The 17,356-nt window shown below is 71.3% G+C and carries 16 protein-coding genes; 7 read left to right on the top strand and 9 right to left on the bottom strand.

The annotated features are described in order from the left end of the window. Positions 1 to 143 precede the first annotated feature (143 nt). The 3 genes from IEZ15_RS07930 to IEZ15_RS07940 form a co-directional block, all read right to left on the bottom strand. Entirely contained in the window at positions 144 to 1,784 is a 1,641-nt protein-coding gene (locus IEZ15_RS07930) for a phospho-sugar mutase (RefSeq protein ID WP_189275282.1), read from the bottom strand. A gap of 214 nt (positions 1,785 to 1,998) precedes the next feature. After that, positions 1,999 to 2,823, bottom strand: coding sequence for a purine-nucleoside phosphorylase (locus IEZ15_RS07935; protein ID WP_189275284.1), 825 nt, complete (start codon positions 2,821 to 2,823; stop codon positions 1,999 to 2,001). Between the two features lie 102 nt (positions 2,824 to 2,925). Beyond that, positions 2,926 to 3,363 (bottom strand): gamma-glutamylcyclotransferase family protein, encoded by a 438-nt coding sequence (locus tag IEZ15_RS07940; protein WP_072486709.1) that lies wholly within the window; start codon positions 3,361 to 3,363, stop codon positions 2,926 to 2,928. Positions 3,364 to 3,618: 255 nt separating this feature from the next. Between IEZ15_RS07940 and IEZ15_RS07945 the strand changes: the two genes are divergently transcribed. Continuing rightward, positions 3,619 to 5,058: an NAD(P)H-quinone dehydrogenase gene (locus tag IEZ15_RS07945; protein ID WP_114246275.1), complete on the top strand. Its 1,440-nt coding sequence runs from the start codon at positions 3,619 to 3,621 to the stop codon at positions 5,056 to 5,058. A gap of 176 nt (positions 5,059 to 5,234) precedes the next feature. After that, positions 5,235 to 6,209 carry a DeoR/GlpR family DNA-binding transcription regulator gene (locus IEZ15_RS07950; RefSeq protein ID WP_189275286.1) on the top strand — a complete coding sequence of 325 codons (975 nt, stop codon included), beginning with the start codon at positions 5,235 to 5,237 and terminating at the stop codon, positions 6,207 to 6,209. 182 nt (positions 6,210 to 6,391) lie between these two features. Here the strand turns inward: IEZ15_RS07950 and IEZ15_RS07955 are convergent, their stop codons facing one another. Both IEZ15_RS07955 and IEZ15_RS07960 read right to left on the bottom strand, forming a co-directional pair. After that, positions 6,392 to 6,991, bottom strand: a complete 600-nt coding sequence (locus IEZ15_RS07955; RefSeq protein WP_189275289.1) for a TetR/AcrR family transcriptional regulator — start codon at positions 6,989 to 6,991, stop codon at positions 6,392 to 6,394. 267 nt (positions 6,992 to 7,258) lie between these two features. Then, positions 7,259 to 9,013: an acetyl/propionyl/methylcrotonyl-CoA carboxylase subunit alpha gene (locus IEZ15_RS07960; RefSeq protein WP_114246277.1), complete on the bottom strand. Its 1,755-nt coding sequence runs from the start codon at positions 9,011 to 9,013 to the stop codon at positions 7,259 to 7,261. 421 nt (positions 9,014 to 9,434) lie between these two features. Between IEZ15_RS07960 and IEZ15_RS07965 the strand changes: the two genes are divergently transcribed. Beyond that, positions 9,435 to 9,872, top strand: a complete 438-nt coding sequence (locus IEZ15_RS07965; RefSeq protein WP_189275292.1) for a hypothetical protein — start codon at positions 9,435 to 9,437, stop codon at positions 9,870 to 9,872. 17 nt (positions 9,873 to 9,889) lie between these two features. Here the strand turns inward: IEZ15_RS07965 and IEZ15_RS07970 are convergent, their stop codons facing one another. The 4 genes from IEZ15_RS07970 to IEZ15_RS07980 all read right to left on the bottom strand — a co-directional run bounded on the left by IEZ15_RS07970 (position 9,890) and on the right by IEZ15_RS07980 (position 12,714). Beyond that, positions 9,890 to 10,501 (bottom strand): nucleoside triphosphate pyrophosphatase, encoded by a 612-nt coding sequence (locus IEZ15_RS07970; protein WP_189275294.1) that lies wholly within the window; start codon positions 10,499 to 10,501, stop codon positions 9,890 to 9,892. A 119-nt stretch (positions 10,502 to 10,620) separates the two neighbouring features. Beyond that, on the bottom strand, positions 10,621 to 10,749 hold the full coding sequence (gene mmpB, locus IEZ15_RS46370) for a morphogenic membrane protein MmpB (protein WP_093900106.1): 129 nt from the start codon (positions 10,747 to 10,749) through the stop codon (positions 10,621 to 10,623). 157 nt (positions 10,750 to 10,906) lie between these two features. Further along, positions 10,907 to 11,116, bottom strand: a complete 210-nt coding sequence (locus IEZ15_RS07975) for an acyl-CoA carboxylase epsilon subunit (RefSeq protein ID WP_189275296.1) — start codon at positions 11,114 to 11,116, stop codon at positions 10,907 to 10,909. A 14-nt stretch (positions 11,117 to 11,130) separates the two neighbouring features. Further along, positions 11,131 to 12,714 carry an acyl-CoA carboxylase subunit beta gene (locus tag IEZ15_RS07980; protein WP_114246281.1) on the bottom strand — a complete coding sequence of 528 codons (1,584 nt, stop codon included), beginning with the start codon at positions 12,712 to 12,714 and terminating at the stop codon, positions 11,131 to 11,133. A 133-nt stretch (positions 12,715 to 12,847) separates the two neighbouring features. Here IEZ15_RS07980 and IEZ15_RS07985 point away from each other — a divergent pair, with 133 nt between their 5' ends. From IEZ15_RS07985 to IEZ15_RS08000, 4 genes are all read left to right on the top strand, one after another. Beyond that, positions 12,848 to 13,714, top strand: coding sequence for a biotin--[acetyl-CoA-carboxylase] ligase (locus IEZ15_RS07985; RefSeq protein ID WP_114246282.1), 867 nt, complete (start codon positions 12,848 to 12,850; stop codon positions 13,712 to 13,714). A gap of 316 nt (positions 13,715 to 14,030) precedes the next feature. Continuing rightward, complete coding sequence (locus IEZ15_RS07990; RefSeq protein ID WP_114246283.1) at positions 14,031 to 15,203, top strand: adenylate/guanylate cyclase domain-containing protein; 1,173 nt, start codon at positions 14,031 to 14,033, stop codon at positions 15,201 to 15,203. A gap of 74 nt (positions 15,204 to 15,277) precedes the next feature. After that, positions 15,278 to 16,090, top strand: a complete 813-nt coding sequence (locus IEZ15_RS07995) for an enoyl-CoA hydratase/isomerase family protein (protein ID WP_114246284.1) — start codon at positions 15,278 to 15,280, stop codon at positions 16,088 to 16,090. A gap of 85 nt (positions 16,091 to 16,175) precedes the next feature. Beyond that, positions 16,176 to 17,345: a GGDEF domain-containing protein gene (locus tag IEZ15_RS08000; RefSeq protein ID WP_189275299.1), complete on the top strand. Its 1,170-nt coding sequence runs from the start codon at positions 16,176 to 16,178 to the stop codon at positions 17,343 to 17,345. Positions 17,346 to 17,356 lie beyond the last annotated feature (11 nt).

The raw sequence follows: 17,356 nt of genomic DNA on the forward strand, positions 1-17,356 counted from the left end.
GCGACCGCGCTCGCGCGATGAGCACCGTCCCGGCCGGCCTGCTCGGTGATGCGCGAGGCGTGACCTGACGCTCCAGTCGTGCGTGGGCCCGGACACCGGCTTCACCTGCCTGACGCGTACGTGAAGCCGGCGGTCACAACAGGTCAGATCCCGGCCGCCGCCGCCAGGTCCCGCTTGATCCCGGCGAGCAGCTCCGCACCCCTCGCGCGGGCCGCGGGCAGCTCGTCCGCCGAACCGACCGGCACCACGACCTCCAGGTAGCACTTGAGCTTCGGCTCGGTGCCGCTCGGGCGGACGATCACCCGGGCGCCCTGGAGGTGGTAGCGCAGCCCGTCGGTGGGCGGCAGCTGCTCGGTGCCCTGCGACAGATCCTCGGCAGAGGTGACGGCGAGACCGGCGAGCGCGGTCGGAGGCTGCTCGCGCAGCCGCCGCATGGCGTCCGCGATGACCGACAGGTCCTCCACCCGGACCGACAGCTGGTCGGTGGCGTGCAGTCCGTGCTCGACCGCGATGTCGTCGAGCAGGTCGAGGAGCGTACGCCCCTGCTCCTTGAGTACGGAGGCCAGTTCGGCGACGAGCAGTGCGGCCGTGATGCCGTCCTTGTCGCGTACGCCTTCCGGGTCGACGCAGTAGCCGAGCGCCTCCTCGTACCCGTACCGCAGACCGTCCACGCGGGCGATCCACTTGAAGCCGGTCAGTGTCTCCTCGTAGCCGAGGCCGGCCTTCTCGGCGATCCGGCCGAGCAGCGAGGACGACACGATCGACTCGGCGAAGACACCGGTCACGCCGCGGTTCACCAGATGGGCGGCGAGCAGCGCCCCGACCTCGTCGCCGCGCAGCATCCGCCAGCCGCCGTCGGCGGCGGGATCCGGGACGGCGACGGCGCAGCGGTCGGCGTCCGGGTCGTTGGCGATGACGAGGTCGGGGTCCGTACGGCGTGCGGTGGCGAAGGCGAGATCCATCGCGCCGGGCTCTTCCGGATTGGGGAAGGCGACGGTGGGGAACGCCGGGTCGGGCTCCGCCTGCTCGGCGACGAGCACGGGCTCCGGGAACCCGGACCGGGCGAAGGCGGCGGTCAGCACGGAGGTGCCGACGCCATGCATCGCGGTGTACACGACCTGGGCGGTGCGCGGCGATCCGGCGGCGAGCACGGCGTCCGTACGGGCCAGGTAGGCCGCCAGGACCTCGTCACCGAGGGTTTCCCAGCCGTCGTCGGGGCGGGTCACGCCGTCGAGCGGGCCGACGGCCGCGATCGCGGCGGCGATCTCGCCGTCCGCCGGGGGGACGATCTGCGAGCCGTCGCCGAGATAGACCTTGTAGCCGTTGTCGCGCGGCGGATTGTGGCTGGCGGTCACCTCGACGCCCGCGACGGCGCCCAGGTGCCGTATGGCGTACGCCAGTACAGGAGTGGGGAGCGGGCGGGGGAGTACCGCCGCGCGCAGGCCCGCGCCGGTCATCACGGCCGCGGTGTCGCGGGCGAAGTCGGCGGACTTGTAGCGGGCGTCGTACCCGATGACGACGAGCCCGCCGGTCTGTCCCTCGGCCTTGAGGTAGGCGGCGAGTCCGGCCGCGGCGCGGATGACGACCGCCCGGTTCATCCGCATCGGCCCGGCCCCCAGCTCACCGCGGAGCCCGGCCGTGCCGAACTGCAGCGTGCCGGCGAACCGTGCGGCGAGCTCGTCGAGGTCCTCGGTGTCGATGAGCTCGGCGAGCTCGTCACGGGTCTCGGGATCGGGGTCCTCCGCGAGCCACGTCCTGGCCTGCGCGATGAGGTCCTGCTGCACGGTGTCCGCCTTTCTGCGGGGTGGGTGGGTTACGGGGGCGCTGCCCCGGACCCCCGCTCCTCAATCGCCGGAGGGGCTTGGTCTCAGCCTCACCGGCGTCCGAGGCGCGGGGCCCGGGGCGCTGCCCCGGTTCGGGAGGGGGCGGGGCGGGGGACAGGCCGCCGCAGGCGCCACGCCCACCCGGCCCCGCACCCCGCGGCCCTCACCCCTCGGCTCAGATCCGCTCGAGCACCCGTGCCAGCAACGCCCCCATCCGCGTGGCGGAATCCCGCCCCGCCTGCAGCACCTCTTCATGGTTGAGCGGCTCCCCGCTCAGCCCCGCCGCCAGGTTCGTGACCAGCGAAATGCCCAGCACCTCGGCCCCCGCCTCCCGTGCGGCGATCGCCTCCAGCACGGTGGACATGCCGACCAGGTCGCCGCCCATGACACGGACCATGTTGATCTCGGCCGGGGTCTCGTAGTGCGGACCGGGGAACTGCACGTACACACCCTCTTCGAGGGTCTCGTCGACCTCCTTGCACAGCGCGCGCAGCCGCGGCGAGTACAGGTCGGTCAGGTCGACGAAGTTGGCGCCGATGATGGGGGACGCCGCGGTCAGGTTGATGTGGTCGCTGATCAGGACCGGCTGCCCGGGGCGCATGCCCTCGCGCAGGCCGCCGCAGCCGTTCGTCAGGACGACGGTCTTGCATCCGGCGGCGACGGCGGTCCGGACCCCGTGCGCGACGGCTGCGACGCCGCGGCCCTCGTAGAAGTGCGTGCGGCCGAGGAAGACCAGGGCGCGCTTCTCGCCGATCCGGTACGAGCGGATCGTGCCGCCGTGCCCCTGCACGGCGGGCGCCGGGAAACCGGGCAGGTCGGTCACCGGGAACTCGGCTTCCGGAGTGCCGAGCGCATCGCCCGCAGGTGCCCAGCCGGAACCCATCACGAGCGCGACGTCATGGGTCTCGGCACCGGTCAGCTCGCGCAGGCGGGCGGCGGCGTCGGCGGCGGCGGCGTGCGGGTCGCCCTGGATGTTGTCCGGAATAACTGATGCGTTCACGCGGATGAGGGTAGCCGGTGATTCCCTACGCGCGTAGATGCCCATGCGTAGAGTCTGCACACGCTTCCTCGTACATTCACACAAAAGCGCTGGTCCGGCGGGTCAGCAGGGACGCTTGCGCAGTTCCATCACATAGTCGTGCGGTGCGCCCGCGGACTCCGCGGCGTCCGCGATCTCGCCCAGATAGCGGGCGGACGGCAACCCGCCCTCGTACCCGTTCAGCACATACATCCAGGCCGGCTCCTCGCCGTCCAGGGTGTGCACACGCACCCGCATCCGCCGGTATATGTCGAGGCCGACGCCTTCCCACCGGTCCATGGAGTCCTCGTCCATCGGCGCCAGGTCGTACAGCGCCACGAAGACCTGGGAACGGGGGGCCTCCACCACCGTGGCGAGCGCGCCTTCCCAGCCCATCTGCTCCCCGCCGAAGGTCAGCCGCCAGCCGTTGAGCCAGCCGGTGCCGCGCAGCGGGGAATGCGGTGCGCGGCGCGTCATCAGCCGCGCGTCGAGGTTGCCGGCGTACGCGGCGTAGAGCGACATGGGGTCGAGAGTACGGGAGGCGGTGGGCGGAACGCCGATTCCTGTGAGGAAGACCCCTTACGGGGTTCCGTACAGCGCCTGCCGTCCCGGAACCCCGTCGCGCACGCCCCGGGGCACGTATGGAGGGCCCCGGGGCGAAGCACCTTGGCGCGTGCGGGACAATGAAGTACGTACTGCATTCCCCGGGGCGACTCCCCGGACCCCCGGCCGGGGCAGCAGACGGCCGCGGGATGACACACGCGAGGCGGACTTTTCGTGACCCGGATCGTGATCATCGGCGGCGGACCCGGCGGGTACGAGGCGGCATTGGTGGGCGCCCAGCTCGGCGCGGAGGTGACCGTCGTCGACTGCGACGGCCTCGGCGGCGCGTCCGTGCTCACCGACTGCGTGCCTTCGAAGACCCTGATCGCGACGGCAGAGGTGATGACCACCTTCGACTCCTCGTACGAGGAGTTGGGCATCATCGTCGCCGACGACACGCCGCACATCGAGCAGGCGGCCCGTGTCGTCGGCGTCGACCTCGGCAAGGTCAACCGGCGTGTGAAGCGCCTGGCGCTCGCCCAGTCCCACGACATCACCGCCTCGGTCACCCGTGCGGGGGCGCGTGTGATGCGCGGCCGCGGCCGCCTCGACGGCCTCCAGGCCGCCGACGGCTCCCGCACGGTCGTCGTGACCGCCGCCGACGGTACGGAGGAGAGGCTCACCGCCGACGCCGTGCTGATCGCGACCGGTGGCCATCCCCGAGAGATTCCGGATGCGCTCCCCGACGGCGAGCGCATCCTGAACTGGACCCAGGTCTACGACCTCGACGAGCTCCCCGAGGAGCTCATCGTGGTCGGCTCCGGCGTGACGGGTGCCGAGTTCGCGGGCGCGTACCAGGCGCTCGGCTCACGCGTCACCCTCGTTTCGTCGCGTGACCGGGTGCTGCCGGGTGAGGACCCGGATGCGGCCGCCGTCCTGGAGGACGTCTTCCGGCGCCGCGGCATGAACGTCATGGCCCGCTCCCGCGCCCAGGCGGCGAAGCGTGTCGGGGACCGGGTCGAGGTCACCCTGGCCGACGGCCGGGTCATCTCCGGTTCGCACTGCCTGATGGCGGTCGGTGCGATCCCGAACAGCGCGGGCATGGGCCTGGAGGAGGCCGGGGTCAGGCTCAAGGAGTCCGGCCACATCTGGACCGACAAGGTCTCCCGCACCAGCGCCCCCGGCGTGTACGCGGCCGGTGACGTCACCGGGATCTTCGCCCTCGCCTCGGTCGCCGCCATGCAGGGCCGGATCGCGATGTACCACTTCCTCGGTGACGCGGTGGCCCCGCTGAACCTGAAGACGGTCTCCTCGAACGTCTTCACCGACCCCGAGATCGCCACCGTCGGCTACACCCAGGCGGACGTCGACTCCGGCGAGATCGACGCACGCGTGGTGAAGCTGCCGCTGCTGCGCAACCCGCGCGCCAAGATGCAGGGCATCCGGGACGGCTTCGTCAAGATCTTCTGCCGGCCCGGCACCGGCATCGTGGTCGGCGGCTGTGTCGTCGCGCCGCGGGCGAGCGAGTTGATCCACCCCATCTCGATCGCGGTCGACAACAACCTGACGGTGGAACAGATCGCGAACGCTTTCACCGTGTATCCGTCCCTGTCGGGATCGATCGCGGAAGTGGCCCGTCAGTTGCACACCCGTAAGCTCACGGGCGAGGCGTAAGCACCTTCGGGAACCCGGCAATCCCTGGCAACTCGGGTGGTCGGGTGACCGCCTGACGATCAGTACGGAACAACAACGGGGCCACCTATACCACTTGGTGGCCCCTTGTATGTACAACTTCTGTTATTCGGCGCAAACTGCTGAAAACACTCGGACGTCGCGTTACTGTCAGTTTCGTGTTCGCTGCAGAACGTCGTCAATTAATCCTCGAAATGGTGCGTGCCAACGGGGCGGTATCGCTCCGTGAGCTCGCCCGCGTCGTCCAGACCTCCGAAGTGACCGTACGGCGGGACGTGCGGGCGCTGGAGGCAGAAGGACTCCTCGACCGCCGGCACGGCGGTGCGGTTTTGCCGGGCGGTTTCACGCGGGAGTCCGGCTTTCCGCAGAAATCCCATCTCGCCACCGCCGAGAAGACGGCCATCGCCGACCTGGCCGCCGGTCTCGTCGAAGAGGGTGAGGCCATCGTCGTCGGTGCCGGTACGACCACGCAGGAGCTGGCCCGCCGGCTCGCGCGGATCCCCGGTCTGACCGTGGTCACCAACTCGCTGCTGGTCGCCCAGGCGTTGGCCCATGCCAACCGGGTGGAAGTGGTGATGACCGGCGGTACCTTGCGCGGCTCCAACTACGCCCTGGTGGGCAGTGGGGCCGAGCAGTCCCTCCAGGGACTGCGGGTCTCGCGAGCGTTCCTCTCCGGGAGCGGGCTCACCGCGGAACGCGGCCTCTCCACGTCCAACATGCTCTCCGCGAGCGTGGACCGGGCCCTGGTGCAGGCCGCGGCGGAGGTGGTGGTCCTGGCGGACCACACCAAGCTCGGCTCCGACACCATGTTCCAGACGGTGCCGACGGATCTCATCACCCGTCTGGTGACGGACGAACCGCCCGGCCACGACGACCGTGCCGCCACCGAGCTGCAGGCCCTGGCCGACCAGGGGGTGCAGATCGCGGTGGCAGGCGCCGGAAGCGGCCCCGCACCGGCCGAGGCTCTCCCGCCGGGCCGCCAGACCCGCCGCGACATGCCACTGCCCGGGCAGCGCCGTACGCGCGGGGGTGGTCCTGGGGGGCCCGGCCCGCAGCCGCTACGGAGCGCTGCGGTACTGGCGGAACAGGGGCAGGGAGACCGCGCGAGGGTGGCGGATCTGCGGCGCCGGTAGGGGGTGGGGGGTCACTTTCCCCCGACCCGCCCCTTGCCGAACCGGGGCTCCGCGAAACCGAGCCCCTCCGGCGGTTGAGGCCCGGGCCCCGGGGCTGCGCCCCGGTTCGGGAAGGGACAAGCAGGCGAACAGGTCCCGCATGGCGGACCCGCAGCGCCCACGGTCACCCGCGCCCGTACTCCTCAACCCCCCTCCGCGTTCGGCCCCTTCAGTCCCTGCAAGGTCAGCATCAGCAGCCGCCCCGCCAACTCCGGATCATCCGGCGACTGCTCCGCAGCCAGCGCGATCGCGTTCGTCAGCTGCATCAGGTCGTCGATGGACACATCCGCCCGCACCGCCCCGCTCGCCTGCGCACGCGCCAGCAGCACCGCCCCCGCCTCGCGCAGCGGCACATTGCACTGCGAAAGTGCCGAAGTCTCGTCCCGTGACGTCGACATGAGCGCCTGGGCGAGCCCGCGGTACTCACCCGCATGAGTGATGATCGCGCCCAGCCACTCCACCAGGCCCCCGCACGGCTGCTCCGCCCCCGCGAGTTCGCGGGAACGGGCGATCAGGGAGGTGAGGGCCTCCTGGAAGACGGCGTTCATCAGCGCGTGCCGGTTCGGGAAGTGCCGGTACAGCGTGCCGATCCCCACGCCCGCACGTCGCGCGATGTCCTCCAGGGACGCGTCGGTGCCGTGTTCCGCGAAGGCGGTACGGGCCTCACCCAGCAGCCGGTCGTAATTGCGGCGCGCGTCGGCACGCATGGGCCGGGCCGGTGTCTGTGCCGTGCTCATCGCCATTGCGCAGTCCTCCCTTTTCCCGCCCCGGGTCCAGGATGCCATTGCCTATCCGGATAGTGCCTCCGCATCGTTTCGGAGGTTATCTCCGGCTACGCGACCGGGCTGCTCGCCGGGGCCGGTTTCCTGGCGCTGACCCTGATCCTGTCGCTCGCCACGAGGACGGCCGCCGCGTCACCCGCCGGGGGGTGACGCGGCGCCGCCGAACGGGGCCCCTGCCGAGCCGTACGACTCGGCAGGGGCCCCGGTGGAACCTCGGGTACCGCTCGATCAGTCCTTGATCTCGCAGATCACGGCGCCGGAGGAGATCGAGCTGCCGACCTCGGCGGCGAGTGCCTTGATGGTGCCGGCGCGGTGCGCGTTCAGCGGCTGCTCCATCTTCATGGCCTCCAGGACGACGATGAGGTCGCCCTCGTTGACCTGCTGGCCCTCCTCGACGGCGATCTTGACGATGGTGCCCTGCATCGGGGACGCCAAGGTGTCGCCGGAGACCGCGGAGCCGCTCTTCTTCGCCGCGCGGCGCTTGGGCTTGGCCCCCGCAGCGAGCCCGGTACGGGCCAGGCTCATGCCCAGCGACGAGGGCAGCGAGACCTCGAGGCGCTTGCCGCCGACCTCGACGACGACGGTCTCGCGGCCGGTCTCCTCCTCCGCCTCCGTATCGGCGGTGGCGGTGAAGGGCTTGATGTCGTTGACGAACTCGGTCTCGATCCAGCGGGTGTGGACCTGGAACGGTTCGCTGGTGAAAGCCGGGTCGGTGACGACGGCGCGGTGGAACGGAATGGCGGTGGCCATGCCCTCGACGTTGAACTCGGCCAGCGCGCGCGCCGCCCGCTGCAGCGCCTGCTCACGGGTCGCACCGGTCACGATGAGCTTCGCCAGGAGCGAGTCCCAGGCGGGGCCGATGACGGAACCGGACTCCACGCCCGCGTCGAGGCGGATACCGGGGCCGGTCGGCGGGGCGAACGTGGTCACCGTGCCCGGGGCGGGCAGGAAGCCGCGGCCCGGGTCCTCGCCGTTGATCCGGAACTCGAAGGAGTGGCCGCGCATGGCCGGGTCGTCGTAGCCGAGCTCCTCGCCGTCGGCGATGCGGAACATCTCGCGCACGAGGTCGAGGCCGGTGACCTCCTCGGTGACCGGGTGCTCGACCTGGAGGCGGGTGTTGACCTCCAGGAACGAGATGGTGCCGTCCGTGCCGACGAGGAACTCCACGGTGCCCGCACCGACGTAACCGGCCTCCTTGAGGATGGCCTTCGACGCCGCGTACAGCTCCGCGTTCTGCGCCTCGGAGAGGAACGGCGCGGGGGCCTCCTCGACCAGCTTCTGGTGGCGGCGCTGGAGCGAGCAGTCGCGGGTGGAGACGACGACGACGTTGCCGTGGCTGTCGGCCAGGCACTGCGTCTCGACGTGGCGCGGCTTGTCGAGGTAGCGCTCCACGAAGCACTCCCCGCGGCCGAACGCCGCGACGGCCTCACGGACCGCGGAGTCGTACAGCTCCGGGATCTCCTCCAGCGTGCGCGCCACCTTCAGCCCGCGACCGCCACCACCGAAGGCGGCCTTGATCGCGATCGGCAGCCCGTGCTCCTTCGCGAACGCCACGACCTCGGCAGAGCCCTCGACCGGGTCGGGCGTACCGGCCACCAGCGGTGCGCCGGCGCGCTGCGCGATGTGCCGGGCGGCGACCTTGTCACCGAGGTCCCGGATCGCCTGCGGCGGCGGGCCGATCCAGGTCAGACCCGCGTCGATGACGGCCTGGGCGAATTCGGCGTTCTCCGACAGGAAGCCGTATCCCGGGTGGATCGCGTCCGCCCCGGAGTCCTTGGCAGCCTGGAGCACCTTGGCCATGTCCAGATAGCTGGCAGCCGGGGTGTCACCGCCCAGAGCGAATGCCTCGTCGGCCGCACGTACATGCAGAGCGTCGCGGTCCGGGTCGGCGTAGACGGCCACGCTCCCGATTCCGGCATCCCGGCATGCCCGAGCAACGCGGACAGCGATTTCGCCACGGTTGGCGATGAGCACCTTGCGCACGATGGCTCCCTCCTTGAAACAAGCTGAGTTTAGGGACTACCGACACGGCCCTACGACCCGTCCCCATTGGTGAGCTTGCCCACACGGAGTGTGATTCGAGGCTTGCTCAAGTCGCGAAATCCCTTGTGGCACCACGGTACGCCGGGATTCGTGACCGCACAGTAGCCACGAGGTGTGGTCCAGGTCTCTGTTAGTGCAAGCAGCCGTGCCCGGTGTTTCTTTGTCGAGTCCCCACTAATGGGCGAACGATTCTTTGCCCGACGCACGAGAGGCGCGACAAGGGGGCGCGGGGAAAGCGCACGGGTGCGCCTCGGAAGTACGGGGTGGGAGCGAAGGCCGTCCGGACCCTTGTCCGGAGCGTTACCCATTAGTAGGGTCCGCGCTATCGCACGTACTGCAGGTAACAGGGGGGAGCACCGTGATGCGCAGACCGGTGGCGTTCGTGACCGCGATCGTGCTGTTCGTGGAGGCCGTGGGCATCGTGGTCATCAACGGCATCCTGGCGACGGTCGTCAGGAACCAGGACATGTCACTGGCCGGGCTGGAATCCGCAGCCATGTCCAACGGCACATGGGCGATGGGCGGCGCCTTCGGCCTGTATCTGCTGCTGTGCGGGCTGGTCCTTCTGCTGGCCGGCGTCCGCGACCGGACCCCGGGCCGTATCGGCCGTATCGCCCTCATCGCCTGCGCCGTGGTGCACGGGGTGCTGGGGGCGCTGACGGTGGGGCTGGTCGGCTGGGCCGCGTTCGCGTGCCTGATGGTGGTGCTCGGGCTGATCGTGCTGTCGCTGGTGGCGTACGGCCCCGAGGCCGACCGGGCGACGGGCGACGCCGAACCCGGCGCTCCGGCCACGGCCTGACGCAGAACGGGTCCGGCTCAGACCCACAACTCGGTCACGGAGATCCCCAGCTCGCCCAGCAGCCGGCGCAGCAGCGGCAGCGAGAGCCCGATGACATTGCCGTGGTCGCCCTCGATGGAGTCGACGAACGGCGCCGAACGGCCGTCCAGTGTGAAGGCGCCCGCCACGTGGAGCGGCTCGCCCGAGGCCACGTAGGCGGCGATCTCGGCGTCCGTGGGTTCGCCGAAGCGGACGGTCGTGGAGGCGGTCGCCGAGGCCGTACGTCCGGTCGCGGTGTCGATCACGCTGTGGCCGGTCTGCAGCACACCGGCCCGGCCGCGCATGGACTTCCAGCGGGCGATGGCCTCCTCGCTGTCGGCCGGCTTGCCGAGCGCCTCGCCGTCGAGTTCGAGCACCGAGTCGCACCCGACGACCAGGGCGCCCGCCACCTCCGGCCGGCCGGCCACCGCGGCGGCCTTGGCCTCGGCGAGAACGAGCGCCAGCTCGGCCGGCGTCCGGGCGCTCAGCGCGTCCTCGTCCACCCCGCTGACGATCACCTCGGGCGCGAATCCGGCCTGCCGCAGAAGGCCGAGACGGGCGGGGGAGGCGGAGGCGAGCACGAGACGGCGCTGATCAGTCATACGCGCCATCGTAGAAGGGGCGAGCCGGCGTCCGGCCCGCCGGGCGACACATCAGCCGCTCCCGAGCCGGTGAGTCGGCCCGTCCGGCGTTCGAGGAGCGGGGGCCGGGGCGGCGCCCACCGCACACGTCACCGCGTCCCGAGCACGAACATCGCGACCACCATCGCGAGCGCAAGCACCAGCCCCGCGCGCCGCATCATGTCCTGGGCGTCGCGCAGTTCCTTCGGCGGCTTGTTCTCCGGGTCGGACCACAGCATGGGACCGATCCTGCTGCGGGGGGCGGATACCGCGCCTGAGTACAGGTACTCAGCCGCTCTGGTGCGTACGGACCAGATTGTGCCCGGACGCACCGGAGGTCCGGACCCCGAAGCGGCCCGGACCTCCGAAAACGTGCGCGAACAGGAACTCCTGCGACTACCCCGGCCAGTACGTCCGCGCCCAGGCCCGCGGCCCCGGCAGACGGCGCTCGCGCCGGGCGATACGCCCCGGGTCGGACCACTGGCCGGGCAGCGCCGGCACGCCGGACGACGCATCGGACGCCGTCGCCGCGGCACGCGCCCGGACCACCGCCAGTGCGGCAGCCAGCTCCTCGGGGGTCGGGTTGCCCCGTACGACCTTGATCATGGCCAGGACCCTTTCTAGAGCGGGATGTTGCCGTGCTTCTTCGGGGGCAGCGACTCGCGCTTCGTGCGCAGCTGGCGCAGCCCCTTCACGATGTGGGCGCGGGTGTCGGACGGCATGATCACCGCGTCGACGTAGCCGCGTTCGGCCGCCACGTACGGGTTGAGCAGCGTGTCCTCGTAGTCGGCGATCAGCTCGGCGCGGGTTGCTTCCTGGTCCTCGGCGGCGGCGATCGTGCGGCGGTGCAGGATGTTCACCGCACCCTGTGCGCCCATCACCGCGATCTGCGCGGTCGGCCAGGCGACGTTGATGTCGGCGCCGAGGTGCTTGGAGCCCATGACGTCGTACGCGCCGCCGAAGGCCTTGCGGGTGATCACCGTGATCAGCGGGACGGTCGCTTCCGCGTAGGCGTAGATCAGCTTGGCGCCGCGGCGGATGATGCCGCCGTACTCCTGGTCGACGCCGGGCAGGAAGCCGGGGACGTCGACGAAGGTCAGGACGGGCACGTTGAAGGCGTCGCAGGTGCGGACGAACCGCGCGGCCTTCTCGCTCGCGTTGATGTCCAGGCAGCCGGCGAACTGCATCGGCTGATTGGCGACGATGCCGACCGGGTAGCCCTCGACACGCCCGAAGCCGGTGATGATGTTCGGCGCGAACAGGGCCTGGGTCTCCAGGAATTCGCCGTCGTCCAGCACGTGCTCGATGGCGGTGTGCATGTCGTACGGCTGGTTCGCCGAGTCCGGGATGAGGGTGTCGAGCTCGCGGTCCTCGTCGGTGGTGGCGAGGTCCGCGTCCTCCGGGAAGGCCGGTGCTTCGGAGAGGTTGTTCGAAGGGAGGTACGACAGCAGCGACTTGACGTACTCGATGGCGTCCTTCTCGTCGCCCGCCATGTGGTGCGCCACACCCGAAGTGGTGTTGTGGGTGCGGGCTCCGCCGAGTTCCTCGAAGCCGACGTCCTCGCCGGTGACGGTCTTGATGACGTCGGGGCCGGTGATGAACATGTGCGAGGTCTGGTCGACCATGACGGTGAAGTCGGTGATCGCGGGGGAGTAGACCGCTCCGCCCGCGCACGGTCCGACGATCAGCGAGATCTGCGGGACGACGCCCGAGGCGTGCACATTGCGGCGGAAGATCTCGGCGAACAGGCCGAGCGCGACCACACCCTCCTGGATGCGGGCGCCGCCGCCGTCGTTGATGCCGATGACCGGGCAGCCGGTCTTCAGCGCGAAGTCCATCACCTTGACGATTTTCTCACCGTAGACCTCGCCGAGCGAGCCGCCGAAGATGGTGAAGTCCTGCGAATACACGCAGACGGGGCGGCCGTCGACGGTGCCGTAGCCGGTGACGACGCCGTCTCCGTAGGGGCGGTTCTTCTCGATGCCGAAGTTGGTGGAGCGGTGCCGGGCGAATTCGTCGAGCTCCACGAAGGAACCCTCGTCGAGCAGCAGGCCGATCCGCTCGCGGGCGGTCAACTTGCCCTTCGCATGCTGCTTCTCGACCGCGCGCTCGGAGCCCGCGTGCGTTGCTTCGTCGATACGGCGCTGCAGGTCCGCGATCTTGCCCGCGGTGGTGTGGATGTCGATCTCTTCCGGCTCGGACATCGGGTGGAGGCTCCCTGCCTGGTCACGGGGACGACTGTGCTGCTGATCAGGTACTGAACACCTACTGATCCGTAGCGTATCGGCGCGGATACGGTTCGGCAGTGCGTCGTTTGCCACACCTAGTCTGGCTTGCATGACACCTTCGGATGCGCCACAGAGCCGTTGGTCGGACCTGGACCGACCGCCCCTGAACGTCCCCGCGCTGCGCCGCGGGCTGCTGCGGCCGGGCGGACTGTGGACCTCGCTCGACGTCGTGGAGACCACCGGGTCCACCAACTCCGACCTCGCCCGGCGCGCGGCCGCGGGGCTCGCCGAAGGCACCGTGCTGGTCGCCGAGGAACAGACCGCGGGCCGCGGCCGCCTCGACCGCACCTGGACGGCTCCGGCCCGTTCGGGCCTGTTCTTCTCCGTCTTCGTGACGCCGGGCGACGTCCCTGTCCATCGGTGGGGCTGGCTGCCGCTGCTCGCGGGCGTCGCGACGGCGACGGGTCTGGCGCGGGCGGCAGGCGTCGACACGGCACTGAAATGGCCCAACGACCTCCTCGTGACAGTGGAGGGCGAGGAACGCAAGGCGGGCGGCATCCTGGCCGAGCGAGCCGGGAACGGGGTCGTCGTGGGCATCGGCCTCAACGTCTCCCTGCGCACCGACGAACTCCCCGCCCCCACGGCCGCCTCGCTGGCCCTGGCCGGAGCGGTCTCCACCGACCGCGAGACGCTGCTGCGGGGCGTACTGCGCTCTCTGGAGCACTGGTACGGCCAGTGGCGCGCGGCGGACGGCGACGCGGCGGCGAGCGGCCTGCAGGAGGCGTACGCGGCGGGCTGCGCGACGCTCGGCCGGACGGTACGGGCCCAGTTGCCCGGAGACCGCACGCTCACCGGCGAGGCCGTGGCGATCGACGGCGACGGCCGACTGATCCTGTCCACCGACGACGGCCTCCAGGAGCCCGTATCGGCGGGTGACATCGTGCACCTGCGGGGCGTCGGCGGCGGCCTGACCTGAGGCGGGGGGTGGTCGTGCACGACCACCCCCCGCCTCACCCGGACACGTACCGCGGCAGCGCCTGGGACGTGCGTGTGGCGCGCCGCGGTGTGTCCGCGCCTGCCTCCGCCTCCGGCCTGCCTCGACACGTACCGGGGCACGAGTCCTTGCCCTCCTGGAAACCACCCACCGGCCGCGACCACCCACGCCCCCGGCCCACCCAGGAACATTCCGGGAAGACTCAGCGACGTGAGCCACGGCACACCTGCCGTATCGTTGAGGCGATCCACCGACAGATCGGCAGGGCAGTGCGCAGGGAACGGGCAGGAGGCGGCTGGTGACCGTCGACGACACGACCTCCGGCACGGGCGCGGAGCCCCCGTCGGACCCCTCGGTCCACCCGACACCGCATCACGAAGTCGACCATACGGCGGAACCGACCGACGATCCCCTCGCGATCCGGCTGGAACAGCTGATCCTGGGCGCCGACCGGCGCTACACGCCGTTCCAGGCGGCCCGTACCGCAGGCGTCTCGATGGACCTGGCCTCCCGGTTCTGGCGGGCCATGGGCTTCGCCGACATCGGGCAGGCCAGGGCGCTCACCGAGGCCGATGTGCTGGCGCTGCGCCGGCTCGCCGGTCTCGTCGAGGCGGGGCTGCTCAGCGAGCCGATGGCGATCCAGGTGGCCCGGTCCACCGGGCAGACCACCGCCCGGCTGGCGGAGTGGCAGATCGATTCCTTCCTGGAGGGGCTGACCGAACCGCCCGAGCCCGGCATGACCCGGACCGAGGTCACGTACCCGCTGGTCGAGCTGCTCCTCCCGGAGCTGGAGGAGTTCCTGGTGTACGTGTGGCGGCGCCAGCTCGCCGCCGCCACCGGCCGGGTCGTGCAGGCCGCCGACGACGAGGAGATGGTCGACCGGCGCCTGGCCGTCGGCTTCGCCGACCTCGTCGGGTTCACCCGGCTGACCCGGCGGCTGGAGGAGGAGGAGCTCGGCGAGCTGGTCGAGGCGTTCGAGACCACCTGCGCCGACCTGGTCGCCGCCCACGGCGGGCGGCTCATCAAGACCCTCGGCGACGAGGTCCTCTACGCCGCCGACGACGCACGCACCGCGGCCGAGATCGCGCTGCGCCTGATCGAGGCGATGACCCAGGACGAGACCATGCCCGCGCTGCGCGTCGGCATCGCTTTCGGCACGGTCACCACCCGAATGGGCGATGTCTTCGGTACGACGGTGAACCTCGCCAGCCGGCTGACTTCGATAGCGCCGAAGGACGCCGTGCTGGTGGACGGGGCGTTCGCGGAGGAGCTGACCCGTACCGGCGACGCCCCGACCTCCGAGGCGCAGGCGGCGGAGGAGGCCGCAGCGGCCGAGAAGGAGCGCCAGAACGGCGTGGAGCCGACGGCCGGGCCCAAGTACCGCTACGGGCTGCAGCCGATGTGGCAGCGCCCGGTGCGTGGCCTCGGCGTCGTGGAGCCCTGGCTGCTGGCGCGCCGGGGTACGTCCTGACATCACCCGGACCGCTGTCCGGGGCGCCCCATAGGATCCCCCTGGTAACGATCGTTAACCGGAGGGGTGCAGTCATGACCGTCACGTCCGAGCAGCGGTTCGGGGAATTCGTCGTCGTACGGGTCCACGAGGGACAGGAACACGTTGCCGAGCTGGTCCTCGACCGGCCCAAGGCGATGAACGCCGTGTCCACGGACATGGCCCGCTCGATCGCCGCCGCCTGTGCCGCGCTCGCCGCCGACCCGGGCGTACGGGTCGCCGTCCTCACCTCCAGCCATGAGCGGGCCTTCTGTGTGGGTGCGGACCTGAAGGAGCGCAATTCCTTCACCGACGCCGAGCTGCTGCGCCAGCGTCCCACCGCCCGCGCCGCGTACACCGGCGTACTCGAACTGCCGATGCCGACGATCGCGGCCGTGCACGGTTTCGCGCTCGGCGGCGGATTCGAGCTGGCCCTGTCCTGCGATCTGATCGTCGCCGACCGCACGGCGGTGGTGGGTCTGCCCGAGGTGTCGGTCGGTGTCATTCCGGGCGGTGGGGGTACGCAGTTGCTGCCGCGACGGATCGGTGCGGCGCGCGCCGCCGAGCTGGTCTTCACGGCCCGGCGGGTGGAGGCGGCCGAGGCCCGTGATTCGGGGCTGGTCGACGAGCTGGTGGAGGCGGGGCGGGACCGCGAGGCCGCGCTGGCGCTCGCGGGCCGGATCGCCGCCAACTCCCCGGTGGGGCTGCGGGCCGCCAAGCGGGCGCTGCGGCTCGGGCACGGCCTTGACCTCCGGGCCGGACTCGAAGTCGAGGACGCCGCCTGGCGTTCGGTGGCCTTCTCCGGCGACCGGGCCGAGGGCGTGGCCGCGTTCAACGAGAAGAGGAAGCCGAACTGGCCCGGCGAGTGACGTTGTGCATGCGCGAGGACACGCAGCGAACGTCGCCGTCGCCCCAAGCTGATCAAATCACTGCAAAACTGCATAAGCTGTAGCGATGGGTGGTGATGATGCGCGGCTGCGGGCCGTGGTTTCGCTTGCGCAGACGATGGCGGCGGCACACACCCCGCGGGGGTCGTGGCGAGCGGCTGCGCTGGGGGCGTGCGAGGCGTTGGGCGGCAGTTTCGCCGCGCTCTCCGTCTGGGAGCGCGGCCGCGGGCGGCTGCGCGTGCTGGTCAACGCGGGCGAACGGGCCGAAGAGGAGGAGGAGTTCCCCGAGGAGGAGACGTACCCGGTGCATCAGTTCCCGGAGATCACCGAGTTCCTGCACGAACGGTGGGCCGGGGGTGGTGAGCCGGACGCCTGGGTGGAGACCGCGGACGGCCCGGTGGGCGGCATGCGGGGCGGGGATACGGGGGTGCGGGGGTACGGGCATGTGTACCGCCACGAGCGGGTGGCCGCCCTGCGTCGGCGCGGGCGCGGCTGCTGCGTGGTGGCGCCGATCGTGCTGCACGGGCGGGCCTGGGGCGAGCTGTATGTGGCCCGCCCGGTCGGGGAGCCGGTGTTCGGGCGGGAGGACGCGGACTTCGCGACCGTGCTGGCTGCCGTCGTCGCCGCCGGGATCGCCCAGACCGAGCGGCTGGAAGAGGTCCGCAAACTCGCCTTCACCGATCAGCTCACCGGGCTGGCCAACCGCCGCGCAGTCGATGTGCGGCTCGACGAGGCGGTGGAGCAGCACCGGACCGACGGGGCGGTGGTCAGCCTGGTCGTCTGCGACCTCAACGGTCTGAAGCGGGTCAACGACACCCATGGCCATGCGGTCGGCGACCGTCTGCTGGAACGTTTCGGCTCGGTGCTGTCCCGCTGCGGTGCCATGCTGCCCGGTGCGCTCGCGGCCCGGCTCGGCGGCGATGAGTTCTGCCTGCTCACGGCGGGCCCCGAGACGGACGACGTGATCCGGGTGGCCGCCGAACTCTGCGAACGGGCAGCCGGGTTGGAGCTCGGTGACGGGGTGGCGTGCGGGATCGCGTCGACCGGTGATCCGATCGGCCCGGTGGTGTCGGCGCGGCGGCTGTTCCGGCTGGCGGACGCGGCCCAGTACCGGGCGAAGGCGGCCCGCTCCACGAAGCCGGTGGTGGCGGGGCGCGACGGCGAGGTGATCCGGCTGGCCGACGCGCCGCCGAAGTCCCCGCACGACCGCCGCCACCTGCGCGGCAGCCGGCCCTGACCGTGTGACCG

Origin of the sequence: Streptomyces atratus (assembly GCF_014648655.1) — a bacterium.
GTDB classification, from domain to species: domain Bacteria; phylum Actinomycetota; class Actinomycetes; order Streptomycetales; family Streptomycetaceae; genus Streptomyces; species Streptomyces atratus.